This window comes from Lentzea alba, from assembly GCF_011067745.1.
Taxonomy (GTDB): domain Bacteria; phylum Actinomycetota; class Actinomycetes; order Mycobacteriales; family Pseudonocardiaceae; genus Lentzea; species Lentzea alba.
In genome coordinates, this window is the sequence record NZ_JAAMPJ010000021.1 from 39,917 (window position 1) to 63,605 (window position 23,689).

Below are 23,689 nucleotides of genomic sequence, written 5' to 3' on the forward strand. Positions count from 1 at the left end.
CAATGAAGAACACGCTGTTGAGGCGTGCGGTGAGCGCTGCGCTCGTAACCGCACTGGCCCTCTTCGGATTGACACCAACGGCGGGAGCGGCGGTCGTCCGGCTGTCCGCCACCCTCACCGCGTCGAGCACCAACGGCCCATACGGCGCCGGGAACGCCGGTGACGGCAACCAGGGCAGCTACTGGGAGAGCACGAACAACGTGTTCCCGCAGTGGATCCAGGCCGACCTGGGCGCCGCGCGGGACGTCGGCAAGGTCGTGCTGCGACTGCCCTCGAACTGGGAGCAGCGCACGCAAACACTTGCCGTACAGGGAAGTTCCAACGGTTCGCAGTTCACCGACATCTCCGCGGCCAGCGGCAAGGTGTTCTCGCCCGCCTCCAACAACACGGTGACGCTGGACTTCGCGGCGACCAGCACGAGGTACGTGCGCGTCACGATCACGGCGAACACCGCGTGGCCCGCGGGTCAGCTCAGCGAGTTCGAGGTGCACGGCGAGTCCGGCCCGGTCGACCCGCCGCCGAACGGCGACAACCTGGCCCAGGGCAAGCCTGTCGAGGAATCCGGGCACGTGCACGACTTCGTCGCGGCCAACGCCGTCGACGGCAACACCGGCACGTACTGGGAGTCCGGCGGCTTGCCCGGTCACCTGACCGCGAAGCTGGGCGCCAACGCGGACGTCACCTCGGTCGTCGTGAAGCTCAACCCGGACCCGATCTGGGGTGCGCGCACGCAGAACTTCGAAGTGCTGGGCAGGGAAGCGAGCGCGACGGCGTTCGGCACCCTGAAGGCGCGCGCCGACCACCGGTTCGACCCGGCGAACGGCAACAGCGTCACCATCCCGGTCACCGGCCGGGTGTCGGACGTGCGGCTGCACTTCTACTCGAACACCGGCGCGCCCGGCGGCCAGGTCGCCGAGTTCCAGGTGTTCGGCGCCGCCGCACCGGCTCCCGACCTGACCGTCACGAACCTGACGTGGACACCGCAGAACCCGAGCGAGGCTGACTCGATCAGGCTCACCGCCACCGTGCGCAACGGCGGCACCGTGGCGTCCGGCGCGACCACGCTGACCGTCACGCTCGCCGGCACCGTCGTGGGCACCGCCCAGGTCGGCGGGCTCGCCCCCGGAGCCACCGCCGCCGTCAGCGTCGACGCCGGTCGGCGGGGTGCCGGGTCCTACGCGGCCGCGGCCACCGTGGATCCGGCCAACCAGGTCGCGGAGACCAACGAGGGCAACAACACCTTCACCTCCGGGTCTCCCCTGGTCGTCGGCCAGGCACCGGGACCGGACCTGCAGATCACCGGGATCACGCCGAACCCGTCGTCACCCGCGGCAGGCCAGCCGGTGACGTTCGCCGTGCAGGTCCACAACCGCGGCACCTCGGCCGCGGGCGCTTCGGTGACCCGCGTGGCCGTCGGCGGAAGCACGCTGACCGCCAACACCGGAGCGATCAACGCCGGTCAGACCGTGACCGTCACCGTCGGCTCGTGGACCGCCACGAACGGCGGCGCGACGGCCACGGCGACCGCCGACGCAACCGGTCAGGTCGCCGAGACCAACGAGAACAACAACACCGCGACTCAGTCCATTGTGGTCGGACGCGGCGCTTCGGTGCCGTTCACGAGCTACGAAGCCGAAAACGGCCGCTACCAGGGCACGCTGCTGCAGGCGGACGCGAAGCGCACCTTCGGGCACACCAACTTCGGCAGCGAGTCGAGCGGCCGCAAGTCGGTGCGACTGGACTCGCAGGGTCAGTTCGTGGAGATCACCTCGACGGTCGGCACGAACTCGATCGTCGTCCGCAACTCGATCCCGGACGCGGCCGCCGGCGGTGGCCAGGAGGCGACGATCAGCCTGTACGCGAACGACCAGTTCGTGCAGAAGCTGACCCTGTCGTCACGGCACAGCTGGCTCTACGGCACCACCGACGACCCCGAGGGCCTCACGAACCGGCCGGGCGGCGACGCCCGCAGGTTGTTCGACGAGACCTCCCAGCTGCTCGCGAACTCCTACCCGGCGGGCACGAGGTTCAAGCTGCAGCGCGACTCCGGTGACAACGCGCAGTTCTACGTCATCGACCTGATCGACCTGGAGCAGGTCGCACCCGCCGCGCAGAAGCCCGCCGAGTGCGTGTCCATCACGCAGTACGGCGCCACGGCGAACGACCAGACGGACGACGCGGACGCCCTGCAGCGTGCCGTGACGGCCGACCAGAACGGGGAGATCCCCTGCGTCTGGATCCCGGAGGGCAGGTTCCGCCAGGAGAAGAAGATCCTGACCCTGTTCAACAGCGGTCAGCACAACCAGGTCGGCATCCGCGACGTCACGATCCGCGGCGCCGGCATGTGGCACTCGCAGCTGTTCTCGCTGACCCAGCCACAGGACGCCGGCACGATCAACCACCCGCACGAGGGCAACTTCGGGTTCGACATCGACGACAACACGCAGATCTCCGACATCGCGATCTTCGGTTCCGGCCGGATCCGCGGCGGTGACGGCAACGCCGAGGGCGGCGTCGGCCTGAACGGCCGGTTCGGCAAGAACACCAGGATCACCAACGTGTGGATCGAGCACGCCAACGTCGGTGTCTGGGTCGGCCGCGACTACACCAACCTGCCCGACCGCTGGAACCCCGGCGACGGCCTGCAGTTCACCGGCATGCGCATCCGCGACACCTACGCCGACGGCATCAACTTCACCAACGGCACCCGCAACTCCACGGTGTTCAACTCGTCGTTCCGCACCACCGGCGACGACGCGCTCGCGGTGTGGGCGTCGAAGTACGTGAAGGACCAGAACGTGGACGTCGGCAGCGGCAACGCGTTCCTCAACAACACGATCGCGTTGCCGTGGCGCGCCAACGGAATCGCCATCTACGGAGGTGCGAACAACCGCGCGGAGAACAACGTCGTCTCCGACACGGCCAACTACCCGGGCATCATGCTGGCGACCGACCACGACCCGCTGCCGTTCGGCGGGACGACGACGCTCGCCAACAACGCCCTCTACCGCACGGGCGGCGCGTTCTGGGGTGAGGCGCAGGAGTTCGGCGCCATCACGCTGTTCTCCCAGAACCTCGCCATCCCCGGTGTCGTCATCCGCGACACCGAGATCCTCGACTCCACCTTCGACGGGATCCAGTTCAAGGGTGGTGGCAGCGGGATGCCGGACGTGCAGATCACCAACGTGCGCATCGACCGGTCGAACAACGGCTCCGGCATCCTCGCGATGGCCCAGGCACGCGGTTCGGCCAGGCTGACGAACGTGACGATCACCAACTCGCGGGACGGCGACGTCCTGATCGAGCCCGGTTCGCAGTTCGTCATCGACTAGCTGATATTTAGAACCACCTCCAGCCGGGTATGCCCTGGCTGGAGGTGGTTTCTCATGTCCACTGTCGTGGTCGGCTTCGACGGTTCCGATCTCGCCCGCCGGGCCGTGCGCTGGGGTGCCGAAGACGCGTCCCGCTGCGGCGCGGCCCTCCAGGTCGTGCACGCCGTCCGCGCACCGCTGCCCGAACCCGTTTTCACCCCGACGGCCGCGCCGATCCCGGAGTTCGTCACCGAGGAAACCATGCGCCGTTCCGCCGAGGACCACCTCGCCGAGCTCGCCGCCGAGATCAGGCAGGACTGGCCGGACCTCCAGCTCTCCACGGCCGTGCGTCTCGGCCGCCCGGTCGACGTGCTCGCCGAGGAGTCCGGCGAGCTGCTGGTGCTCGGTTCGTCCGGCCGCACCGGCATCGCGGAGATGGTGCTCGGCTCCACCGCCGCCGGACTCGTGTCGATCGGCGGACGCCCCGTCGTCGTCACCCGTTCCGGCCCCGTGGACGGCCGCGTCGTCGTGGGCGTCGACGGTTCCGAGACGTCCACGGACGCCATCGAGTTCGCCTTCGCGTTCGCCTCCCGGCACGGCCGCGAACTGTTCGCCGTCCACGCCTGGAACGACGTCGGCTGGGCCGAGCTGCCCGAACCGGACGTGGACCACGTCCGCGCGGACCTGGCGAAACTCCTCGACGAACAGCTGGCGCCCCACATCGCCCGCCACCCCGAGGTGCACGTGGCGCAGGACGTCGCCTTCAACGCCCCCGCACGCGCGTTGCTCCAGGCGGCCGAAGGTGCTGCTCTCGTGGCCGTGGGCAGCCACGGCCGTGGGGCGGTGAAGCGTGCAATCCTGGGTTCAGTGAGCCACGCTGTGCTCCACCACGCGCCGTGCCCGGTCGCAGTGGTCCATCGGAGGTGACGTGATGCGCGGGTTGCCCGTGCTGTTGATGTGTTTGGTGCTCACGGCATGTGGAGGGCAGAACTCACCACCGCTGACACCGGGATCGAGCACGCCGACCACCGACACGTCCACGCCGAGCATTCCGGCCCCGCTCCCACCCTCGTCCGTGCCGCTCACCACGACCACCACACCTTCGCGGGCGTTGGATCCGGGCGTGACGACGGTGCGGGGCACGGTGTCGGCGGGGGCCGAGGCGGGGTGCCTGATCCTGGCCGCGTCCGGCCAGCAGTACCTGCTGCTCGGCGCCGATCCCGCGATCGCGGTGGCGGGCGCCGAGGTGGAGGTGAGCGGAAAGGCCGATCCGGGTGCGATGACGACCTGTCAGCAGGGCACGCCGTTCCACGTGAGCAAGACGCTGCGCATCAATCCCTGAGCGAGTTTGACCTCGACCTAGCTGAAGGTCGCAGACTTCGATCATGACGATCTGGATCTGTGGCACCTGCGGTGTCGAACACCCCGACAGCGAACGACCTCCGGAGGCGGACTGCCGGATCTGCACCGACGAACGACAGTGGGTGCCGGAGTCAGGTCAGGTGTGGACGACGCTGGAGAAGCTGAGCGCGGACGACTACGAACTGGTGCATCAAGAGGTGGAGCCGGGCATTCACCGGCTGCACCGCGAACCTGAGTTCGGCATCGGCCAGTGGACGTACCTGGTGCAGACGCCGCAGGGCAACCTGCTCTGGGACCCGCCCAACCACCTCGATCGGGCGTTGCTCGACAAGATCGCCGAACTGGGCGGCGCCGCGGTGATCGTGGCGAGCCATCCGCACATGTACGGCTCGCAGGTGAGCCTCAGTCACGAACTCGGCCGCGTCCCGGTTCTGGTGCACTCGGCTGACCGGCACTGGGTCCAGCGGGAGGACCCGGTGATCCGCGAGTGGTCCGGTACCGAGGAGGTCCTGCCCGGCGTCACCCTCGTCGAGGCCGGCGGGCACTTCCCCGGCGCCGCTGTCGCGCACGTCGCCGCCGGCGCCGAGGGGAACGGCACCCTGCTCGTCGGGGACACCATCGTGCCGGTGCCCGCGACCGGCTGGGTGACGTTCATGCGCAGCTACCCGAACAAGATCCCGCTCTCCGCCGGACTGGTGCGGCGGATCGCGGACCGGCTGGAACCCCATGCGTACGAACGCCTCTACTCACTGCTCGGCGCCTCGGTCCTGGTCGACGCCAAGGGAGCGGTACGCCGCTCCGCCGACCGCTACATCGCCTGGGTCAGCGGGGCGAACGACCACCTCGGCTGACGTCAGCTCGCGAGGGCCTGCCGCAGGAACGCCACGGCCTGGTTGATCGCGGCCTCGGCGGCGTGCGTGCCGCGCAGCGCGTTCAGCATCACGAAGTCGTGGATCGCGCCCGCGTACCGGACGGCGGTGACGGGCACGCCGGCCTCGCGCAGCTTGTCCGCGTAGGCCTCGCCCTCGTCGCGCAGCACGTCGGCCTCGGCGGTGATCACCAGCGCCTGCGGCAGGCCTTCGAGCTGGTCCTTGGTGGCGCGCAGCGGGGACGCGGTGATCTCGGCGCGCTCCTGCGGGTTCGTCGTGTACTGGTCCCAGAACCACTGCATGCCGTCGCGGCGCAGGAAGTAGCCCTCGGCGAACTGCACGTACGAGTCCGTGTCGAAGGACGCGTCGGTCACCGGGTAAAAGAGGACCTGGGCCTTCAGCGCTACGTCACCGCGTTCCTTGGCCTGCAACGTCAACGCCGCCGCCATGTTGCCGCCGACCGAGTCTCCGGCGACCGCGATGCGGCTGCTGTCCAGGCCGTACTCGTTGCCGTTGCCGAGGATCCACTGCGCGGCGGCGTAGTTCTGGTTGATCGCGACCGGGTAGCGGGCCTCGGGCGAGAGCGAGTACTCGGGGAAGACCACGGCCGCCCCGGCACCGACCGCGAGCTCGCGGACCAGGCGGTCGTGGGTGTGGGCGTTGCCGAACACCCAGCCGGCGCCGTGGATGTAGAGGATGACGGGAAGCGGGCCTTCGGTTCCGGCCGGCTTGACCACGCGGACCTTGAAGCCGTCGAGCTCGACCCACTGCTCGTCGATCTCGGGCTTGTCGATCGCGCTCGACTGCACCTCGTCAACGGCCTTCCGGCCCTCTTCCGGGGCGATCTCGAACAGGAACGGCGGCTGGGCGGTGGCGGCGGCGAACTCGGCGGCGGCGGGCTCGAGGACTGGGCGCTTCATGGCTGCTCCTTCGGGGTCGGATGCCATAAAGCTAGTGCACGATTAAATCGTGCACAATGTAATTGACGCCTCACCCATCACCGGGAACAAACTGAGGTTCGCCGGCCTCGCTGGTTTCCTCTGTAGACGGTTGGCAGGGTGATGGCATGAGTCCGCGAACTGGCCTCGCCCGAGTCCTGGACGACCTCGGCACCACGCTGATCGACCTGGTCCGGGGCGATCCGGGCCGGGCCGTCGACATCGGCGGCGTGGTGATCCACGACCCGCACGACGACCAGGCGCCGCCACCGTCCGCACTGGTCCTGGGCGTCGGCGTGCGGGAACCGGCGGAGATCCTCGACGAACTGGGCAAGAGCGGCGCCGCGGCACTCGTCGTCCGCGGCCCGGTCGGCGTGACCGACGAGATCGTCGAGGCCGTCGACCGGTCCGGGGTGGCGCTACTCGGACTGGCGCCGGGGGCGTCGTGGACGCAGCTGGCCGCGATGCTGCGGTCACTGCCGGCCGAGGGCGAGGTGGACCCGTCCGAGACGCTCGGCGGCGTGCCGGCCGGCGACCTGTTCGCCCTGGCCAACGCCGTGGCGTCGTTGATCGCCGCGCCGGTGACGATCGAGGACCGCAGTTCGCGCGTCCTCGCGTTCTCCGGCCGCCAGGACGAGGCCGACCCGTCGCGCGTCGAGACGATCCTCGGCCGGCAGGTCCCCGCGCGCTACTCGCAGCTGCTGGAGGCACGCGGGGTGTTCCAGCAGCTCTACCGCAGCGACCAGCCCGTCTACATCGAGGGTCTGCCTGACGACGACGGCACGCTGTGCCTCCCGAGGGTCGCGGTGGCGGTCCGGGCGGGCGACGAGTTCCTCGGTTCCATCTGGGCCGCGGTCCGCGAACCACTGCCGGCAGACCGATCACAGGCGTTCTGCGACGCGGCCAAACTGGTGGCGCTGCACATGATGCGCCAGCGGGCGGGGGCCGACGTCGAACGCCGGCTCCGCGCGGACCTGGTCAGCACCGCCGTGGAGGGTGGCGCCGGGGCGGCGGAAGCGGTGCGGCGACTCGGGCTCGCCGACCAGTCCTGCGTGGTGCTCGCGCTGGCGTCGGCCCACTCGCACGGCGACGATCCCGCCGCCCACGCCCGCCTGCTGGCCGAACGACAGCAGATCGCCGACGCGTTCGCCATGCACCTGACCGCCGTCCACCCGCGCGCCGCCGCCGCGTTGATCGGCGACGTCGCCTACGCGATCCTGCCCGCGGCGTCGGAGGACCGGGCGCTGCGCATCGCCACCGACTTCCGCGACCGCATCGGCGACCACGTGCTCGTCGGCGTCGGCCAGGTGGCGGACGGGTTGGAGCTGTCCCGCTCGAGGGCGGGCGCCGATCTCGTGCTGCGCGTGCTCAGAGCCGGCCGAGCGCAGCACGAGGTGGCGCGAGTGTCCGATGTGCACAGCGAAGGACTGCTGCTGGAGCTCTCGGACCTCATCGCAGAGCGCGGCGACACTCTGTCCGGACCCGTCGCACGGCTGATCGCCTACGACCGCAAGCACAACAGCTGCCTGGTGGAGACGCTCAACGCGTGGCTGGACGCGTTCGGGGACGTGGCTGCCGCTTCGGCCGCCGTTTTCGTGCACCCCAACACCTTCCGGTATCGGTTGCGGCGGCTGTCGGAGGTCGGGGAGATCGATCTCAGCGATCCGAACGCGCGGTTCTCGGCAATGCTTCAGCTCCGGCTGTGGCACCTCCGCCCGTGATCCGGCCGGTTCGTGGTCATCAGCGTTCTAAGATCGGCTGGTGACCACGAACCCCGCCGAAGTCACCCTGACGAGTCCGCGATCCGCCCTGGCTCAGCGCGTGGTCGCAGGGTTCGGGCTCGCCGCGACGGTCGCGGGCATGGTCGCGCTCGCCTTCTCCGGCGAGCCGTGGTGGGCGATCGTGTTGTGGGAGCTGGGCCTGCTGGTGGCCGTGATCTTCTGCGCGGCGATCTGGTCCTCGGCGGGCAGCGACGCGCAGGAGACCGTCGCGTTGCGCGCCAAGGGAACCGTGGTGGTCGCCGAGGTGCTCGACAGCACCGCCGAGGACGACGGCGACTCCATCTCCCACGAGCTGAGGCTGTGGATTCCGGTGTCGGGCGACGGTTTCGAGGTGCACCACCGCTGCCACCACTACGACGGCGAGAAGCACGTCAGCGTCCTCGTCGACCCCGTCGTGCGCACCTGGGGCGTGATCCACTGAGCATGAAGGAAAGGCTTCGAGGTCGTGCCGCACGGGTAACCGCACGGCATGACCGATCCACTCAACCCCGAAGCGCCGCACTCCCCCGGTACACCTGATCTGAACGACCTGGACACTCCGGAACCCGAGGTGCCGGCCGAGGAGACCACCGAGGACGCGAGCGAACCGCCGGACTGACGCCGTGCAACAGCCCCTTCACCCAGCTCACCACGGCGGCGGGTGAGGGGTGCGGGTCGCCGTTCATGCGCTCGACCTCGACCAGTTCGCCCATGCGGTCCTCCACCGCCGCCGACCAGCCGTTCCACTCGTTCCACAGCAGTGCCACGTCGTGGTCGGGGAAGTCGGGCAACCGCCCGTCCAGCGCCACGTACGCCCCGGCCCGCGGTTGCGTCTCCACGAACGAGCTGTCGCCCCGCAGTCCGAGGCCTGCGACGACTTCGCGCACGTAGCGCCGCACCCGGCGCACCTCCGTGTCGTCGAAGTCGATGTCGAGATCGATGTCGAGGTCAACGTCGAAGTCGATGGTCATGTCGCGGTCCATGCCAGCCGTGCCTCCGTCAGCCGAACACCCTGTCGTGCGCCGGTCGGATACCCCTGCCGGGTGTCGGCAAACCCCTTCTCAGGACATGCGTACGGTGAGACCTCGCACCAGGAGCACGGTCGACTCGGGAGCTTCCGCCAGCACGAAACCGATCTCCTCGTCGACCGGCTGGACGTCCCCGCCGGACGCGGACCAGCGCACCGGCTCGCGCGCCGTCAGCTCGACCTTCCCGCCGGGCTGCACGACCGTCGCCGTCAGCACGTCACCGTCCAGTTCGAGTTGCACGGTGCCGCCGTCTTCCGCCCCTCCGGCGTCCGGCAGGTCCGCGGTCAGCCACAACTCCGTCAGCCGGACCGCGTCGCCGGCGCCCTCGACCTGGCACTCGCCCGCGAAGTCGAGCAACATCGTCTTGGACCGCAGGGTCACCTCGGTCCCCTCGGATCGGGCGCTACCCGCACTGTTGGCCATGCGGTCTGCCTACCCGCTGGAAACCCAGGTCAACCCCGCGTTCGGACGACCATCAGCGGACGGTGACCCACCGGGAGATCTGGCCGTCGCGCAGCTCGTACGAGTCGGGCGGGCCCGCGGGAGACGCGGTCGCGAGATGCGCCAGCACCTTCGTGCGGCCCCGGATGGTCACACCGCCCTCGGTCCAGTGGAGGTAGGGGTGCAGCAACGGCTTGAGCACGTCCCAGCCCCGCCGCTCGGCAGCCGCCACCGCGTCCCGCACCACCCGGTCCATCGGCTCAGTACATCAGGCGCGTGGCTAACGTTGGAACAACGTGCGCGCGGCCACGGTGACCCAAGCGAGCACAAGTGCGCCGTACAAGACCACGGCCACGACGGTGAACATCGCCGACGGCACCCTCACCGCGAGCGCGCTCGTGCCGGTCACCAACGTGCCGAGCGGGAAGACGAAACCCCACCACGTCAACGCGAACGGCAGCCCGCGCCGGGCGGTCCGCACGGTGACGGTCGCCGCGAGCGCCACCCACAGCAGGGCGAACCCCCACGTGATCGTGCCGTACAGGACGCCGAACGCGGTCTGTCCGGGCAGCACGGGCACGCCGGCGAGCAGGTTGGCGGCCGTGATCGACTGACCCAGCGGTCCGAGCACGATCCACAGCGTCGGCACAGTCGACGCCGCGCCCAGCCCGTGCTGGACGAGCCGCTGCCAGATCTGCGGGACGATCACCATGGTCGCGAACAGGCTGACGCCGAACAGCGCGTAGCACCCGAGCACCATCGCCTGCCTGGCCGGCCCGTCCAGGTGCTGCGCCAGCAAAGCGCCGGACGCGGCGGACACCATCGGCGGCACCACGGGCATCAGCCAGCCGCCGAACGCGCGCTCGCCGCTGCCGATCATCCGCAACGGCACCAGCACCGACGTGGCGAGCCCGAGCACTGTTCCGGCCGTCCACAGCGTCCAGTCGACCGCCAGCGCGGCGGGCAGCCCGATCCAGTCGCGGCCGAGCAGCAACGCGCCTGTGCCGACGGTCATCAACGCCATCGGTGGCGCGCCCCAGAACTGCGCCATCACCGGATCCGCGAGCTGGTCCCGCACGGTCGCCCACGTCCAGCGCCTGACGGCGGCGGCGACGAGGAACGCCAGCAGCGCGGCGTCCAGCGCCCACACGAACGTCGCGGCGGTGTGCAGTCCGGGCATGGCGGCACCGGCGGTGGCGACGATCCCCGTCCCCATCACGGACGCGAACAGGTTCGGGCCGAAAGGCGCCGCTCGTCGCACCTCGGGGGCACGGTGTGGTTGAGGTGCGAGAGCGGTCACGACACGACAATCCTCGCGCCCGCACCACCTCGGTAGGTGCCGATCATCGATGAACGCATAGGCTGTGCCTATGCCTCTGCCGTCCAGGGTCACCGACCTGACCAGCTTCGACCTGCTGCTGAGCGTGGCCGAGCTGGGCAGCATCGGCCGGGCGGCGGCAGCGCACGGCATGTCCCAGCCCTCGGCCAGCGAACGCCTCCGGCTGCTCGAAGCCCGCGTCGGCGTGGTCCTGCTCGAACGCACCTCGCGCGGCGCCCGGCTCACCACGGCCGGCCAGCTCGTCGCCGGATGGGCGGCCCCGGTGCTCGCGCGGGCGGTCGACCTCGACGCCGGCCTCACCAGTCTGCGGGCGGACCGGCACAGCCAGCTCAAGATCGCCGCGAGCCTCACCGTGGCCGAGTACCTGCTGCCCGCGTGGCTGATCGCGTTGCGCACGGTCAGCCCGGACACCGCGACGGTGCTGACCGCGGGCAACTCGGCGCACGTCGCCGAGCAGGTGCTGGCCGAACGGGCCGACCTGGGGTTCATCGAACAGACCGACGTGCCCGCCGGTCTGGCGAGCCGAGTGGTCGCCAACGACGAACTGGTGCTGGTCGTCGCGCCCGCGCATCCCTGGGCCAGACGCCGCCACGTCACGGCCGCGAAGGCCGCCGCGACCCCGTTGGTCAGCCGTGAGTCCGGCTCGGGCACGCGCCAGGCGTGGGAACACGCGCTCCGGGCGGCGGGCATCACCGAGTCCGCCGGGCCGTTGCTGGAGATGTCCTCGACCACCGCGATCAAGGCCGCCGCGATCGGTGGCATCGGCCCGGCCGTGCTCAGCGTGCACGCGGTGGCGGCCGACCTCGCGACCCGCACGCTGGTCCGGATCGAAGTCAGCGACCTGGACCTGCACCGGGCGTTGCGCGCCGTCTGGCCGTCCGGCCGGACACCCCGAGGCCCCGCCTCCGACCTGTTGACCATCGCGACGCGTAGTCTCACGAACCGTGCCGACCGGCGGTAGCAAACAGGTTCGCGCCGCGCGCAAGCGCAAGAAGCGCATGGCTCGCGTCACCCACGACCTCACCGACGCCCAGTGGGACGCGTTGCGGACTTCGTGGGCCGGCTGCGCTTATTGCGGCAGCACAACGGGTTCGCTGCAGAAGGACTGCGTCCAGGCCATCTCGCGCGGTGGCCGGTACACGCTCGGCAACGTGGTGCCCGCGTGCGGCTCGTGCAACGCCAGCAAGTGCAACGCCGAGGTGACGGGCTGGCTGCGGCGCAAGAAGCTGGACGAACGCGCGTTCCTCGTGCGCCACTACGAGATCTCGACGGAGCTGACGGCCCAGTTCGTGACTACTTCGCCGGAAGAGGACGGATCTCCTCTTCCGCCACGGTGAACGACATGGCCGGATAACGCTCTTCCAACTGCTTCACGAAGTTCTCCGGCAGGTTCGTCACACCCACGCGAAGTCCCGAACCGTCGTTGTGATGCCCGACCGACGAGAGCCTGACACCACGGCCCTTCCAGTACTCGAAGTCGTCCTGGATGACCTTCTTCTGGTACTCGATCAGCTCGGCATAGGAGTACCGCGCGTCGCGGAAGTCGATCCGCACGTCCGGCGCGATCTTCCTGACCTCGGCTTCGAACCGCGCGTCCGGCTTGCGGTGGATGATCAGCATCGGCACGTTGTTGCGGACGGCCAGGCTCGAATAGATCTTCGCGAACTCGCCCTCCACCACGGGCTTGAGGGCGTTCGCCGCCCGCTGCAGATCCTCGTTGTTGTAGCCGGGCGCGTACGACGTGGTGTCCGGCGGATCGATGTACGTGGTGGTGGTCGTCGTCGGTGGCGCGGTGGTCAGCGGTACGCCGGGTTCGGTGGCCTCGGGCCTTCCGCACGAGGCCACCGCGGCCAACAGCAACGCCGGTAAGACAAGTCTCCGCATGATTTACCCCCAAGGTTGTGCCCTGAGGACGTGGGGAGTCAGGTCAGAGGTTGCCTGCTTTCCGAAACGCGAGGCCCTGTCCCACCGCCACGGCCAGGTTCGCGACGGCGAGCGCGACCCACAGCCCGGTCAGCCGCCCAGCACCCCGACGAAGACCGCGAGCCAGGCACCGTCCCGCACGACCCACCCCGGGTCGTCCGTCTTCATGAACGGCAGGACGCCGCGCACGGCACCGGAAACCGCTGCCACCGCGGGAAAGTAGACGGCCACCGTCACGGCGAAAGCGGCCAGCGCGCCGGTTCCGCACCGGCCGAGCGCCGCCGTGTTCACGAGGGCGCTGACCGACACGGCCACCATCGACAGGTACAGCGGCAGCGCGACCCGGCCGATCTGCCTTACGTCGCTAAGCAGCATTCCGCAGAGCGTTGTAGTTCTTGAAGAGCGCGTCCCACGCCTTGTCGCAGCGATCGTCGAGCTGCGCGTCGGCACTGGTCCCGCCGGCCGCGAACCACGGTTCGCACGGGGCGATGTCCGTGAGCGACTTGCGGGTCTGTTCGACGGCGGAGCGGCCCGCGGGCGGCAGTTTGTCCGACTGCTTCTCGACCTCGTCGAGGACGCCTGTCACGTCGGGCATCAGGTGGGCGCAGTTGTCCATCCGGTCGACGGGCTCACCGCGCAGCCGCGGGAGGCAGGCGGTGAGCAGCATGCCGATCGCGTCGAGCCGGGGTTGCAGCGCCGGCAGCGGCGAGACGGACGACGAGGTCGGCGTGGGGGTGATCGTGGGCAGGGACGTCGTCCCGGTACCGCACCCGACCAGCACGAAAACCAGCGCGATGGCGGAATGGCGCATGAGCAGAGGGTAGCCACCCCGGCAGGCCGCCAGAGCCGGGGTGGCGCCGGCGCCCTCCGGGTTCACCCGATCAGGTTTGTCAGTCCTGAATGGACTGTCGGCCCTGCACCACAGAGCCGGTTTGGCCCGCCAGGTACCGTTGGGTGCGTGGACATCAGCCTGGGCAGCGATTTCGCCGATGCGGTTCCGGAGATGGCCGTCTCCTGGGAGGCCGAACCGGTCGCTGAACCGGAACTGCTCGCCCTGAACGAGCCGCTGGCGAGGGAACTCGGCCTCGATTCCACCTGGCTGCGCTCGTCCGACGGTTTGTCGTTTCTCGTGGGCAACGCGGCCCCCGGCGTGGCGCAGGCCTACGCGGGACACCAGTTCGGCGGCTACTCCCCCAGGCTCGGCGACGGCAGGGCCCTGTTGCTCGGCGAGCTCACGGACGCCGACGGCCGGTTGCGCGACCTGCACCTGAAGGGCTCCGGGCGGACCCCGTTCGCCCGCGGCGGCGACGGGCTGGCGGCGGTCGGCCCGATGCTGCGCGAGTACGTGCTCAGCGAGGCGATGCACGCCCTGGGCATCCCGACGACCCGCTCGCTGGCCGTGGTGGCCACCGGAGCCGTCGTCCAGCGCGACGAACCGCTGGCAGGGGCCGTTCTCACGCGGGTGGCCGCGAGTCACCTGCGGGTCGGCAGCTTCCAGTACGCCCGCAACACCGGCGACCACGACCTGCTGCGCCGCCTCGCCGACCACGCCATCGCCCGCCACTACCCCGGCAGCACCTATCTGGAACTGTTCGGGCAGGTGGTGGCCGCTCAGGCGGCGTTGGTGGCCCAGTGGATGCTCGTCGGCTTCATCCACGGCGTCATGAACACCGACAACATGACGATCTCCGGCGAGACCATCGACTACGGCCCGTGCGCGTTCATGGAGGCCTACGACCCGACGACGAAGTACAGCTCGATCGACCACCGCGGCCGCTACGCCTACGGCAACCAGCCGATCATCGCCGAGTGGAACCTCGCCCGGCTCGCCGAGGCCCTGTTGCCGCTGTTCGCCGACGACGAGGACAAGGCCGTCGCACTGGCGGTCGAGACGCTCGGCACGTTCGACGAGCACTTCGAACGGGCCTGGATCGGCGGCATGCAGGCCAAGCTCGGCGTCACCGGCGACGTGAAGCCGCTGCTCAAGGACCTGCTCACGCTCATGCACACCGACCACGTCGACTTCACGTCGTTGTTCCACCAGCTCGGCAAGGCGGCGAACGGCGACACCGAGCCCGCGCGGTCGTTGTTCCTCGACCTGGCCGGGATCGACGCCTGGATCGCGCGGTGGCGGGAACTCGGGCCGGACGCCGACGCGATGAGCAAGGTCAACCCCGTCTACGTCCCGCGCAACCACCTCGTGGAAGAGGCGCTGGCAGCCGGCGCCGACGGTGATCTCGGTCCGCTGGAACGGCTGCTCGACGCGGTGCGCGAACCCTGTGGTGAGCGTGCTGGGATGGAGCACTACGCGACCCCGGCGCCGCAGGACTTCAGCGCCACCTACCAGACCTTCTGCGGGACCTGATGAAGCTGCAGCCGATCGGCCACGTCGAATCACCGCTCACCGACCGCTCCGCCGCGCCCAAGCAGGCGGACGAGGGCGCGCCGGACGCCTGGCTCGTCTTCGCACCGGAGTACGCGCGGGCGATGGCCGAACTCGCCGCCGGACAGGACGTCCTCGTGCTGACGTGGCTCGACCGCGCGGACCGGTCCGTGCTCGCCGTGCACCCGCGCAGCGACCCGAACCGCCCGGAGACCGGCGTGTTCTCCACCCGGTCACCGGACCGGCCGAACCCGATCGGCCTGCACCGCGCCACGATCGTGGCCGTCGACGGGTTCCGGGTGCGGGTGGCCCACCTGGAAGCGCTCGACGGCACCCCGATCGTCGACGTCAAACCCGTACTGGGCACCGAACGCTGACCTGCGAATCTGGTGAGCAGGCCCGGAAGCGGGTACCCGCCGCGTATGAGCCAGCCAGTACCGCCTCCAGAACCGCTGCCGAACACGCCGGGGCCGGACCAGCCACAGCCGACCGGCCCCGATCAGCCGCAGCCACCCGGACCGGATCCGGATCCCCTGCGGCCCCCCGGTCCGGACCCGGATCCACTGCCGCCGATGCCGGAACCGACCTGACTCCCGCTCCCCCGCGAGGTTGATGAGGGGAGCTTTCATAAACCTGGGGTTTATGAAAGCTCCCCTCATCAACCTGCCTTGAGCAGCTGGCGGGCTGCTGCGACGACGGCTTCCGCGTCGATGTGCGCGGCGTGCAGCAGCTCGCCGGGCTTGCCGGACACCGGCATCTCGGTCACGGCGAGCTTGCGCACCCGCGTGGGGTGCTCGGCGAGCGCGCCGAGCACGGCGTCCCCGAGCCCGCCCTCGGGCCAGTGGTCCTCGACGGTCAGCACGGCACCTGTCTCACCGGCGCTCTGCACCAGGGTCTCCGCGTCGATCGGCTTGATCGAGTAGCAGTCGATCACGCGGGCCTTGATGCCCTCACCGTCCAGCACGTCGGCTGCCTTCTCGGCCTCACCGACCGTGATCCCGCACGCGACGATCGTCAGGTCGTCGTGATCGCTGTTGCGCAGCACCCGGCTACCGCCGACGCGGATGTTCTCGTCCGGCGACGTGCGCACCGGTGTCTTCCCGCGCAACGTCCGCAGGTACGAGACACCGGGCAGCGTGGCCATCTCGGCGACGAGCGCCGCCGTCTGGTTGGCGTCGGACGGGTGCAGCACCGTGCTGCCGTGGATCGAGCGGAACATCGAGATGTCCTCGAGCGCCATCTGCGACGGCCCGTCCTCGCCGATCGACACACCGGCGTGCGAGCCGCACAGCCGTAGGTCCGCGCGGGACACCGCGGCCATCCGGATGAAGTCGTGCGCACGGGTGAGGAACGCGCCGAACGTGGACGCGAACGCCACCCAGTTGCGCACCTGCAGGCCCACGGCGGCGGCGATCATCTGCTGTTCGGCGATGAACATCTCGAAGTAGCGGTCGGGATGCGCGTGAGCGAACAGCTCGGACATCGTCGAGTTCGACACCTCGCCGTCCAGCACCACGACGTCGCCGCGCAGTCCGCCCAGCTGGGCGAGCGCCTGACCGTACGCCTGCCGGGTCGCGACTTCCTCGCCGAGTTCCCAGCGCGGCAACTCGCCCCCGGCGGTCGGGAACCGGTGCGGCGCACCGGGGGTGGGCGTCTTGACGGACACGCTCAACGACTGCGCACCGCCCAGCTCCTCGATCGCCTCCGCGGGGTCCTCCAGCGGTTTGCCGTGCTTGCCCGGCTTGTCCTCCACGGCCTTCACGCCGCGTCCCTTGTGGGTCTTGGCGAAGATCACCGACGGACGGTCCGTGGTCTGCACGGCCTGCGCCAGGCCTGCGTCGATGGCGTCCAGGTCGTGGCCGTCGATCGCGATGGCCTTCCACCCGAACGCCTCCGCGCGGGCCACGTAGCCGTCGAGGTCCCAGCCGAGCATGGTCTCGCGGGTCTGGCCGAGCCGGTTCACGTCGACGATCGCGGTGAGGTTGTCGAGCCCGGTCCAGCCGGCGTGCTGGAACGCCTCCCAGATCGAGCCCTCGGCCATCTCCGAGTCACCGCAGAGCACCCACACCCGGTACGGCAACCGGTCGAGCTGCTTGCCGGCCAGCGCCAGGCCGACGCCGACGGGCAAGCCCTGGCCTAGCGAGCCGGTCGCCACGTCGGTCGGCGGGATGCGGGGCGTCGGGTGGCCTTCCAGCCTGCTGCCGAGGCTGCGGAACGTGAGCAGCTCCTCGTCGGTGATCGCGCCGACGGCCTTGAGCATCGCGTAGTACAGCGGGGACGCGTGCCCCTTCGAGAAGATCAGGTGGTCGTTCGCGGGGTTGTCGGTGTTCGTGTAATCGAGCTTCAGGTAGCCGTCGAGCAGCACGGCCATCAGGTCGGCCGCCGACATCGAGGACGTCGGGTGGCCGGACCCGCCCGCGTCGCTCGTGCGGATCGAGTCGACCCGCAGCTGCTGGGCCAGGTCGTGACGGAAGTCGTTGTGCGGCAAAGGTCACCTCCGAGCTGGTTGGGCGGTCAGGCGGTCGAGGGCCTGCTGGTAGGAGTCGGCGAACTTCCGCACGCCCTCGCGTTCCAGCGTGTCGGTGAGGTCGCGGTAGCTGATCCGGATCTCGGCGAACCGCTCCAGCACGCCCCGCGCGGCCTCCACTCCTCGGGTGAGCGTGTCGGCGACCCGGCCGTGGTCGAGGAAGGCCTCGATCGTCTTGCGCGGCATGGTGGTCACCGTCTCGGGGCCGATCAGCTCCTCGACGTAGCGCGTGTCCCGGTAGGCCGGGTTCTTCGTCGAGGTCGACGCCCACAGGCACCACTGCGGCGTCGCACCGGCGCGCGCCAGCTCCTCCCAGCCCTTGCCGGAGAAGACCTCCACGTACTGCTGGTAGGCGAGCTTGGCGTTGGCGATCGCCAGCTTTCCCTTGAGCACCTCGTGCCCGCGCATCGCGTCCAGCCGCGCATCGGCTTCAGTGTCCACTCTGGACACGAAGAACGACGCCACCGACGCGACCTTGCGCAGGTCGCCGCCGTTCGAACGCAGCCGGTGCAGGCCGCGGACGTACGCCTCGGCGGCCGCCCGATGGCGGTCGAGGGAGAACAACAGCGTGACGTTGACCGGGATGCCGTTCGCGATCGACTCCTCGATGGCCGGCAGTCCCTCCTTCGTCCCGGGGATCTTCACGAACAGGTTCGGCCGGTCGATCATCTCGTGCAGCCGGCGGGCCTCGTCGATGGTCGCCTGCGTGTCGTGGGCGAGGTTCGGGTCGACCTCCATCGACACCCAGCCGTCCTGCGGTGACGTGCCCTTGCCGGCGAGCAGGTCACAGGCGTTGCGGACGTCCTCGGCGGCGAGCGCGAGGAAGACCTCCTTCGGATCTTGGTCGTGCTCGTCGTTTTTCCGGGCAAGGTCGCGCTTCTGGGCGTCATAGGCGTCGCCGGCGCTCATGGCGTCCGCGAGGATCGTGGGGTTCGTGGTCACCCCGAGCACGCCGGCCTCGACCAGCGCGGCCAGGTCACCCCCGCGCAGCAGTTCTCGGGAGAGCTGGTCCATCCACGGACTTTGGCCCCGTTCGGCCAGGCCGTGGAGAGCGGTGCGCATGGCGGTTTCTCCCCTCGTTTCGGGTCCTTTCGCCGAGTACCCGTGCGGGGCTCACCGACACACAGCACCCCGGAGGTTTGAACGGCGAACGCGCTGGGTAGGGACCCTGCGACGGCCCCATCGACACTGGAGCGCGCCATGCTCAGTCGTGAGGAACAGCAGCGGCTCATCGACATCGAGCGACAGTTGCGGACCGCCGAACCGGACCTGGCCCGCTCACTGAGCGAGGGCCCCCAGCGGACCCTGCGTCAACGAGCGATCGCCCTCGTCGCCACCCTGGCTTTCCGGAAGCCGCCGCCACCGCGCACCTGACCGGCCAATCTCTGGCCAACTCACGGACACTCCTGTTCCGGACGCGACCACGGGCGCAACGATCAGGACGTGGTCCTCGACACGATGCGCAGTCCCTCGGTACTGCGCGACACCCAGTTCCTCCGTCTCTGGACGGCGACCACCGCGTCGGGCATCGCGACGTGGGCGCTGCCGTTCGTGCTGGGTCTGGCGGTGCTCTCCCGCTCGCTGACCGCCGTCGAACTGGGCGTGCTGCTCGCCGCGCGCACCGCGGGTTTCCTCGCCGCGGTCCCGATCAGCGGCGTGCTGGCCGACCGCTACCTCCGCCGTCAGGTCGTCCTGTGGTCCGGCCTGATCTCCGCCGCTGCCGCGCCGGTGCTCGCCGCCTTCGTGGGCAACGCTCTGGCGCCGGCCGTGATCGCCGCCCTCGCGATGGGGGTGGGCCAGGGCGCGTGCCGTCCCGCGTTCTCGGCACTGACCGCCGAGGTGGTCGAGCCGGGCAGGCGCCAGGAGGCGAACGCGGCGATGGTCATGTCGATCCGGGTGACGACACTGGCGGCACCGGGGCTGACCGCGTTGCTCGCGCTGTTCGTGAACACGCAGGGGCTGCTGCTGGGGATCGGCGCGCTGTGGCTGGTGGCGGCGCTGGTGTCCCCTGCCGGTTCCGGCAGCGTGGCGGGGTCCTCCGGCGCGGGCTTCGTGGCCGAGTTCCTGGAGGGTGTGCGCGAAGCCCGCAGGCATCCGTGGTTCCTGGCCGGCCTGGGAGCGCTCTCCGCGGTGATCGCCACCGGTTACTCGGCGACCAGCGTGGTGCTCCCCCTGGTCAGCCGCGACCGCTACGGCACCGAAGCCGTGCTCGCGGGCGCACTGACCGCCTTCACGGTGGGCGCACTGGCTGGCGCGGTGCTGATGGCCCGCTGGCGGCCCCGCGCCGCCGGGTGGACCGGGCTCGTCGGCCTCTCGCTGTACGGGCTCGCGCCGCTGTGCCTGCTGCTGCCGGTGCACCCGTTCGTCTTGATCGCCGTGTACGCGATCGCCGGGCTCGGCTTCGACCTGTTCAACGTGCCGTGGTTCACCGCGACCCAGCGCGAGGTCGAGCCGTCGAAGCTCGCGCGAGTGTCCTCTTTGGACTTCCTGTTGTCCTACGGCCTCGCACCGGTCGGCCTGGCGCTCATCGCGCCGGCCATCTCGGCGTACGGAGCGGGCGCGGTGCTGATCGCCTGTTCGGTGATCTGCTTCGCCGCGCCCGCCCTGGCCGCTCTGGTGCCGTCGTCCCGTGACTTCGGGACGCCGGAGAGCTCGACTACTACTTCGGCGCCTTGACGCGGAGCACGCCCGCGAACGCCTTCTCCGCCAGGTAGGTATCGGTGAAGTAGTCGTAGCAGTCGCCGCTGGTGTTGCTGCTGCCCCCGCTCAGCACACCCTTCGCGGCGATGCTGCCGTCGCTGCGGATGGTGTAGATCGGGGCACCCGAGTCGCCGCCCCGCGTGCAGTTGCCGCGGCGGTACGTCTTGTGCATGTTCCTCAGAACCGTACCGTCGCTGTACTTGTGGGTGATGTTGGCGGCGATCACCTTGAACCCGCACATCTCGCCGGTGACCTTGCCGCTCACGCAGTAGCGGTCGCCGTTGCCGGACGGCCCCCACTTGTCGGTGACCACGCGGTAGCTGTTGGAGTTCGGGCCGCCCTTGTAGACCAGGGTCGAGGACGCCTTGCCGGCCGCCATCTTGATGGTCGACGCGTCACCCGAGTAGTAGGACTGGCCGTTCCACTTGACCGAGCCCTTGCTGTTGTTCCAGTTGTCCGCGGTGACCTTGCCCATCGTGCCGGTGGCGTTCGAGATCGTCTCGTTGAGCGACGTGCAGTGGCCTGCGGTGAGGATGTACGACTTGCCCTGGTGCACCCAGCCGAACGACGAGGTGCAGCCGTAGAACCCACCACCACCCGCGAACGGGCTCGCGTCCTTCTCGCGGTTCTTCTTCACCGACGGGACCGCGTCGGGCCGGTGGTACAGCGCGACCCGGTCGGAGCCGTACTTGGCCGCCAGTGCCTGGCGCAGCTCGGTGGACGCGGTCGACGACTCGACCAGCACCCGGTTGTTCGACGGGTCCACGTAGGCCGACACCAGGGACGCGGCGCCGGGCAGGTCGGTCAACGTCAGCACCTCGTCCCGCGCCGCCTCCAACTGCGCGAGGCTGTACTTCACGGTGGTGAAGTTCGGCGCAAGGGCGGTGGTGGCCTGAGTGGAGAGAGCGGCGGCTCCCGCCTCTTCGACGGGGTTCGGCTCGACCGGCTCCTTCTCCACCGGAGCGCCTTCGATCGTGCCGTCGTCGGAGCCCAGATCCGGCACCGTCGTGGGCACCGTGTAGGGCTCACGTCCCACCCTGAGCGCCTCGGCCGACGCGGTGGGCGTGGCAGTGGCGACAACCTTGCCGTTGGCGACGTACGGCACAGACAGGTCGGCCGGGTGCAACGCGGCGCGGTCGGACGCCGCCGCCAGTGCCGTGCGCTGGGCATACGTCAGCGGCGCGTCGTTCTCGTGCGGGTCGTGCGTGACGACCGCGACGGCGGTCGCGGTGGCCGGCGCGTCAACCGGCACGTCGGCCGTGGCCGGGCTGGACAAGACCACCGAGGCGGTGGCGACGGCGAGGCTGATCCTCGCCACTCTGGCTCCAGTTCTCACGAACACCTTTCCCTACCACGTAGAAATGTTCGGGGAAAGGTGGAACAAACGTCCAGGACGAATCTAGGACGGATCTTAAATCGGCTGCTGGGCGCCCTGCGGCGTTCGCGAAGCGGGAGCCGGCGGCCGCACGCGCACAGCTCGTGGCGGGCACGAAGCCGCCACGGCGCGGTCGCGCCGTGGCGGCAACGGTCACCGCCGCGAGTGCCAGGAGCCTCAGGAACCGGCCTTCTGCAGCTCGCGCTTCAGCTGTTCCTTGCTCATGCTCGCCGCGTTCGTCAGCCCGAGGTTCTTGGCCTGCACGAGCAGTTCCTCACGGGTGGCCTGCCCGGGCAGCTCGCCGAGATGCTCGGCCCGGCTGCTCGCGAACCGTTCCCCGAGCTGGTAGCGGCGTTCCGCGCTGAGCCCCTTGCGCATGCCGGGCAGGACCGTCTTCTCCTCTTCCTCCACGTGGTGGGTGACCGACTCGACGACCTTCTGCAGCATCTGCTCGTACTGCGGGGAGTCGTACTCGCAGTCCAGGAGCTTGGCGAGCAACTGCTCGGCCTGGGCGTGCTCCTCCTGGCTGTGCTCGACCTCGTCGGTCTCCCCCGCCTCCTTGGCGGCGACCGGGTAGATCTCGGCTTCCTCGGCGCGGCTGTGCGCGACGAGCAGGCCGCACAACACCGGGGTGAGCAGCGGCCGTTTCTCCGGGTGGTTCTTCAGTTCGTCGAACAGGCGCTCCACCTCGCGGTGGTCCTGCATGATCAAGTCGACGACGTCGTACTGCACGGCGGTCCTCCTACTGCTGGTTCCTGGGATAACGGGTACCGATCGGGGCGACGCCGCGTCGTCCGATCCGGGCGATCGCCACGCCGAACGCGGCGACCACGACGACGGCCACCACGGAGCCGATGACGATCGACCACGTGAGGCCGGCGTGCAGAAGTCCCGCCGCCGCACCGGCGACGGCGCCGGCGACGAGACCGTTGACGAGGTTCACGAGCCCGGCGACGGTCAGCGCGGTGCCGAGCAGACGCGGGCGCCGGGCCTTGCGCCAGCCGGTCTGACCCGCGTCCGCCTCGACCGCCGCGGGCTCGTCGTGCATCTGGCGGACGAAGACGTCCTTCGTGGACGGTTCGAGGTCGCCGTAGACGTGCCGGATCCGGTTGATCCCCAGGCCTGCCTGCACGTCCTCGATCACGAGCTCGACCGCGCGGAACAGCGTGGCGAGCCCGATCAGGAACAGGCCGCTGAAGACGACCAGCACCAGCGTCAGCAACACCTCGACCGGAACCACCTGGGCGACGAACCCGAGCGCGATCATCGACGCGGAGATGGTGGAGAGCAGGTGGCCGGCCCGGCCGGTCGCGTCGGTGATGTTCGCGGTGCGCACCATCTGCAGCGTGTAGTGCTCGGTGGTGAGGATCGTCAGCGCCGAGGCCTTGTCCATTTCCGGCACGTCAGCGTCCCAGTGCGTTCGCGAGCTCCTTCTTCGTCATGGTGGAGCGGCCCTTGACGTTCTTCTTCTTGGCCTCGTTGTAGAGCTGCTCCTTCGTCGGACCCTTGGGCCCGTTCGTGCCCGACCGCTGCCCGCCGCGCTTCTGCGGCGACATGTCCTTCGTGGACGATCGGCTGGCGGTCTTGGACTCACCGGCCTGGGCACGGTTCTTGTTCACCGTGCGCGCGGCGATCTCCTTCGCCCGCTTGGGCGAGGCGCCGCGGTCCTGGGCGGAGTCCTTGATGTGTTCGTACTGGCGTTCACGTTTCGCGTTCGATCCCGCGGGCATCAC

General features: G+C 69.9%; 26 protein-coding genes. 12 read left to right on the top strand and 14 right to left on the bottom strand.

Annotation, left to right across the window (positions count from 1 at the left end; genetic code table 11):
* The first annotated feature begins 2 nt into the window (after window positions 1-2).
* From G7043_RS46070 to G7043_RS46085, 4 genes are read left to right on the top strand one after another with little or no spacing between them, the layout of a single operon-like run.
* A complete protein-coding gene (locus tag G7043_RS46070; protein ID WP_166055868.1) occupies window positions 3-3,332 on the top strand; it encodes a CARDB domain-containing protein in 3,330 nt (1,109 codons plus the stop codon).
* A 54-nt stretch (window positions 3,333-3,386) separates the two neighbouring features.
* Window positions 3,387-4,238: a universal stress protein gene (locus G7043_RS46075; protein ID WP_166055871.1), complete on the top strand. Its 852-nt coding sequence runs from the start codon at window positions 3,387-3,389 to the stop codon at window positions 4,236-4,238.
* Between the two features lie 4 nt (window positions 4,239-4,242).
* Window positions 4,243-4,653, top strand: a complete 411-nt coding sequence (locus G7043_RS46080) for a hypothetical protein (protein ID WP_166055873.1) — start codon at window positions 4,243-4,245, stop codon at window positions 4,651-4,653.
* Between the two features lie 43 nt (window positions 4,654-4,696).
* Window positions 4,697-5,524, top strand: coding sequence for a hydrolase (locus G7043_RS46085; RefSeq protein ID WP_166055875.1), 828 nt, complete (start codon window positions 4,697-4,699; stop codon window positions 5,522-5,524).
* Window positions 5,525-5,526: 2 nt separating this feature from the next.
* Here the strand turns inward: G7043_RS46085 and G7043_RS46090 are convergent, their stop codons facing one another.
* Window positions 5,527-6,462, bottom strand: a complete 936-nt coding sequence (locus G7043_RS46090; protein WP_166055877.1) for an alpha/beta hydrolase — start codon at window positions 6,460-6,462, stop codon at window positions 5,527-5,529.
* A gap of 146 nt (window positions 6,463-6,608) precedes the next feature.
* Here G7043_RS46090 and G7043_RS46095 point away from each other — a divergent pair, with 146 nt between their 5' ends.
* Together G7043_RS46095 and G7043_RS46100 are read left to right on the top strand one after the other, a co-directional pair.
* The gene (locus G7043_RS46095) at window positions 6,609-8,201 is read left to right on the top strand and encodes a PucR family transcriptional regulator (protein WP_166055879.1); all 1,593 of its coding nucleotides are present in this window, start codon (window positions 6,609-6,611) and stop codon (window positions 8,199-8,201) included.
* Window positions 8,202-8,241: 40 nt separating this feature from the next.
* Window positions 8,242-8,682: a hypothetical protein gene (locus G7043_RS46100; RefSeq protein WP_166055881.1), complete on the top strand. Its 441-nt coding sequence runs from the start codon at window positions 8,242-8,244 to the stop codon at window positions 8,680-8,682.
* Between the two features lie 61 nt (window positions 8,683-8,743).
* On the opposite strand, the gene G7043_RS46105 is transcribed toward G7043_RS46100, so the two are convergent.
* From G7043_RS46105 to G7043_RS46120, 4 genes are all read right to left on the bottom strand, one after another.
* On the bottom strand, window positions 8,744-9,211 hold the full coding sequence (locus G7043_RS46105; RefSeq protein WP_166055884.1) for a DUF6292 family protein: 468 nt from the start codon (window positions 9,209-9,211) through the stop codon (window positions 8,744-8,746).
* Between the two features lie 90 nt (window positions 9,212-9,301).
* Window positions 9,302-9,691 carry a hypothetical protein gene (locus G7043_RS46110; RefSeq protein ID WP_166055886.1) on the bottom strand — a complete coding sequence of 130 codons (390 nt, stop codon included), beginning with the start codon at window positions 9,689-9,691 and terminating at the stop codon, window positions 9,302-9,304.
* A gap of 52 nt (window positions 9,692-9,743) precedes the next feature.
* On the bottom strand, window positions 9,744-9,965 hold the full coding sequence (locus G7043_RS46115) for a nuclear transport factor 2 family protein (RefSeq protein WP_166055888.1): 222 nt from the start codon (window positions 9,963-9,965) through the stop codon (window positions 9,744-9,746).
* 24 nt (window positions 9,966-9,989) lie between these two features.
* Window positions 9,990-11,009 carry a TDT family transporter gene (locus G7043_RS46120; RefSeq protein ID WP_313888427.1) on the bottom strand — a complete coding sequence of 340 codons (1,020 nt, stop codon included), beginning with the start codon at window positions 11,007-11,009 and terminating at the stop codon, window positions 9,990-9,992.
* Window positions 11,010-11,079: 70 nt separating this feature from the next.
* Between G7043_RS46120 and G7043_RS46125 the strand changes: the two genes are divergently transcribed.
* Both G7043_RS46125 and G7043_RS46130 read left to right on the top strand, forming a co-directional pair.
* The gene (locus G7043_RS46125) at window positions 11,080-12,009 is read left to right on the top strand and encodes a LysR family transcriptional regulator (RefSeq protein WP_166055892.1); all 930 of its coding nucleotides are present in this window, start codon (window positions 11,080-11,082) and stop codon (window positions 12,007-12,009) included.
* Window positions 11,993-12,385 (top strand): HNH endonuclease, encoded by a 393-nt coding sequence (locus G7043_RS46130; RefSeq protein ID WP_313888428.1) that lies wholly within the window; start codon window positions 11,993-11,995, stop codon window positions 12,383-12,385. Before G7043_RS46125 ends, G7043_RS46130 begins: the two co-directional genes overlap by 17 nt.
* Here G7043_RS46130 and G7043_RS46135 read toward each other — a convergent pair.
* The 3 genes from G7043_RS46135 to G7043_RS46145 form a co-directional block, all read right to left on the bottom strand.
* Entirely contained in the window at window positions 12,342-12,932 is a 591-nt protein-coding gene (locus G7043_RS46135) for a hypothetical protein (protein WP_166055894.1), read from the bottom strand. The two genes, G7043_RS46130 and G7043_RS46135, sit on opposite strands and share 44 nt — an antisense overlap.
* A 129-nt stretch (window positions 12,933-13,061) precedes the next feature.
* A complete protein-coding gene (locus G7043_RS46140) occupies window positions 13,062-13,346 on the bottom strand; it encodes a hypothetical protein (protein ID WP_166055896.1) in 285 nt (94 codons plus the stop codon).
* Window positions 13,336-13,782 carry a hypothetical protein gene (locus G7043_RS46145; protein WP_166055898.1) on the bottom strand — a complete coding sequence of 149 codons (447 nt, stop codon included), beginning with the start codon at window positions 13,780-13,782 and terminating at the stop codon, window positions 13,336-13,338. Before G7043_RS46145 ends, G7043_RS46140 begins: the two co-directional genes overlap by 11 nt.
* Window positions 13,783-13,929: 147 nt before the next feature.
* Between G7043_RS46145 and G7043_RS46150 the strand changes: the two genes are divergently transcribed.
* On the top strand, window positions 13,930-15,336 hold the full coding sequence (locus G7043_RS46150; RefSeq protein WP_313888429.1) for a protein adenylyltransferase SelO: 1,407 nt from the start codon (window positions 13,930-13,932) through the stop codon (window positions 15,334-15,336).
* Entirely contained in the window at window positions 15,336-15,731 is a 396-nt protein-coding gene (gene tsaA / locus G7043_RS46155) for a tRNA (N6-threonylcarbamoyladenosine(37)-N6)-methyltransferase TrmO (protein WP_207312636.1), read from the top strand. The genes G7043_RS46150 and tsaA overlap by 1 nt, the downstream gene beginning before the upstream one ends.
* 281 nt (window positions 15,732-16,012) lie before the next feature.
* Here tsaA and G7043_RS46160 read toward each other — a convergent pair whose 3' ends face one another.
* Both G7043_RS46160 and tal read right to left on the bottom strand, forming a co-directional pair.
* Window positions 16,013-17,842, bottom strand: coding sequence for a transketolase (locus G7043_RS46160; RefSeq protein WP_166055902.1), 1,830 nt, complete (start codon window positions 17,840-17,842; stop codon window positions 16,013-16,015).
* A 3-nt stretch (window positions 17,843-17,845) separates the two neighbouring features.
* A complete protein-coding gene (gene tal, locus G7043_RS46165; protein ID WP_166055904.1) occupies window positions 17,846-18,943 on the bottom strand; it encodes a transaldolase in 1,098 nt (365 codons plus the stop codon).
* Window positions 18,944-19,081: 138 nt separating this feature from the next.
* Here tal and G7043_RS46170 point away from each other — a divergent pair, with 138 nt between their 5' ends.
* On the top strand, window positions 19,082-19,255 hold the full coding sequence (locus G7043_RS46170) for a DUF3040 domain-containing protein (RefSeq protein ID WP_166055906.1): 174 nt from the start codon (window positions 19,082-19,084) through the stop codon (window positions 19,253-19,255).
* 84 nt (window positions 19,256-19,339) lie between these two features.
* The gene (locus G7043_RS46175) at window positions 19,340-20,557 is read left to right on the top strand and encodes an MFS transporter (protein WP_166056059.1); all 1,218 of its coding nucleotides are present in this window, start codon (window positions 19,340-19,342) and stop codon (window positions 20,555-20,557) included.
* Here G7043_RS46175 and G7043_RS49140 read toward each other — a convergent pair.
* The 4 genes from G7043_RS49140 to G7043_RS46195 form a co-directional block, all read right to left on the bottom strand.
* Window positions 20,541-21,899: an alpha-lytic protease prodomain-containing protein gene (locus G7043_RS49140; protein WP_166055908.1), complete on the bottom strand. Its 1,359-nt coding sequence runs from the start codon at window positions 21,897-21,899 to the stop codon at window positions 20,541-20,543. The genes G7043_RS46175 and G7043_RS49140 overlap by 17 nt on opposite strands.
* Before the next feature lie 234 nt (window positions 21,900-22,133).
* A complete protein-coding gene (locus G7043_RS46185) occupies window positions 22,134-22,688 on the bottom strand; it encodes a hemerythrin domain-containing protein (RefSeq protein ID WP_166055910.1) in 555 nt (184 codons plus the stop codon).
* A gap of 10 nt (window positions 22,689-22,698) precedes the next feature.
* Window positions 22,699-23,349 (bottom strand): hypothetical protein, encoded by a 651-nt coding sequence (locus tag G7043_RS46190; RefSeq protein ID WP_166055912.1) that lies wholly within the window; start codon window positions 23,347-23,349, stop codon window positions 22,699-22,701.
* A gap of 10 nt (window positions 23,350-23,359) precedes the next feature.
* Window positions 23,360-23,686 (bottom strand): plasmid stabilization protein, encoded by a 327-nt coding sequence (locus tag G7043_RS46195; RefSeq protein ID WP_166055914.1) that lies wholly within the window; start codon window positions 23,684-23,686, stop codon window positions 23,360-23,362.
* Between the last annotated feature and the right edge of the window lie 3 nt (window positions 23,687-23,689).

Coding starts and splice junctions, on each gene's coding strand:
- G7043_RS46135 (WP_166055894.1), bottom strand. CDS start 12,932: ATGCGGAGACTTGTCTTACCGGCGTTGCTGTTGGCCGCGGTGGCCTCG.
- G7043_RS46090 (WP_166055877.1), bottom strand. CDS start 6,462: ATGAAGCGCCCAGTCCTCGAGCCCGCCGCCGCCGAGTTCGCCGCCGCC.
- G7043_RS46175 (WP_166056059.1), top strand. CDS start 19,340: ATGCGCAGTCCCTCGGTACTGCGCGACACCCAGTTCCTCCGTCTCTGG.
- G7043_RS46195 (WP_166055914.1), bottom strand. CDS start 23,686: ATGCCCGCGGGATCGAACGCGAAACGTGAACGCCAGTACGAACACATC.
- G7043_RS46085 (WP_166055875.1), top strand. CDS start 4,697: ATGACGATCTGGATCTGTGGCACCTGCGGTGTCGAACACCCCGACAGC.
- G7043_RS46170 (WP_166055906.1), top strand. CDS start 19,082: ATGCTCAGTCGTGAGGAACAGCAGCGGCTCATCGACATCGAGCGACAG.
- G7043_RS46110 (WP_166055886.1), bottom strand. CDS start 9,691: ATGGCCAACAGTGCGGGTAGCGCCCGATCCGAGGGGACCGAGGTGACC.
- G7043_RS46105 (WP_166055884.1), bottom strand. CDS start 9,211: ATGACCATCGACTTCGACGTTGACCTCGACATCGATCTCGACATCGAC.
- tal (WP_166055904.1), bottom strand. CDS start 18,943: ATGCGCACCGCTCTCCACGGCCTGGCCGAACGGGGCCAAAGTCCGTGG.
- G7043_RS46145 (WP_166055898.1), bottom strand. CDS start 13,782: ATGCGCCATTCCGCCATCGCGCTGGTTTTCGTGCTGGTCGGGTGCGGT.
- G7043_RS46080 (WP_166055873.1), top strand. CDS start 4,243: ATGCGCGGGTTGCCCGTGCTGTTGATGTGTTTGGTGCTCACGGCATGT.
- tsaA (WP_207312636.1), top strand. CDS start 15,336: ATGAAGCTGCAGCCGATCGGCCACGTCGAATCACCGCTCACCGACCGC.
- G7043_RS46075 (WP_166055871.1), top strand. CDS start 3,387: ATGTCCACTGTCGTGGTCGGCTTCGACGGTTCCGATCTCGCCCGCCGG.
- G7043_RS46190 (WP_166055912.1), bottom strand. CDS start 23,349: ATGGACAAGGCCTCGGCGCTGACGATCCTCACCACCGAGCACTACACG.
- G7043_RS46070 (WP_166055868.1), top strand. CDS start 3: ATGAAGAACACGCTGTTGAGGCGTGCGGTGAGCGCTGCGCTCGTAACC.
- G7043_RS46115 (WP_166055888.1), bottom strand. CDS start 9,965: ATGGACCGGGTGGTGCGGGACGCGGTGGCGGCTGCCGAGCGGCGGGGC.
- G7043_RS46125 (WP_166055892.1), top strand. CDS start 11,080: ATGCCTCTGCCGTCCAGGGTCACCGACCTGACCAGCTTCGACCTGCTG.
- G7043_RS46140 (WP_166055896.1), bottom strand. CDS start 13,346: ATGCTGCTTAGCGACGTAAGGCAGATCGGCCGGGTCGCGCTGCCGCTG.
- G7043_RS46095 (WP_166055879.1), top strand. CDS start 6,609: ATGAGTCCGCGAACTGGCCTCGCCCGAGTCCTGGACGACCTCGGCACC.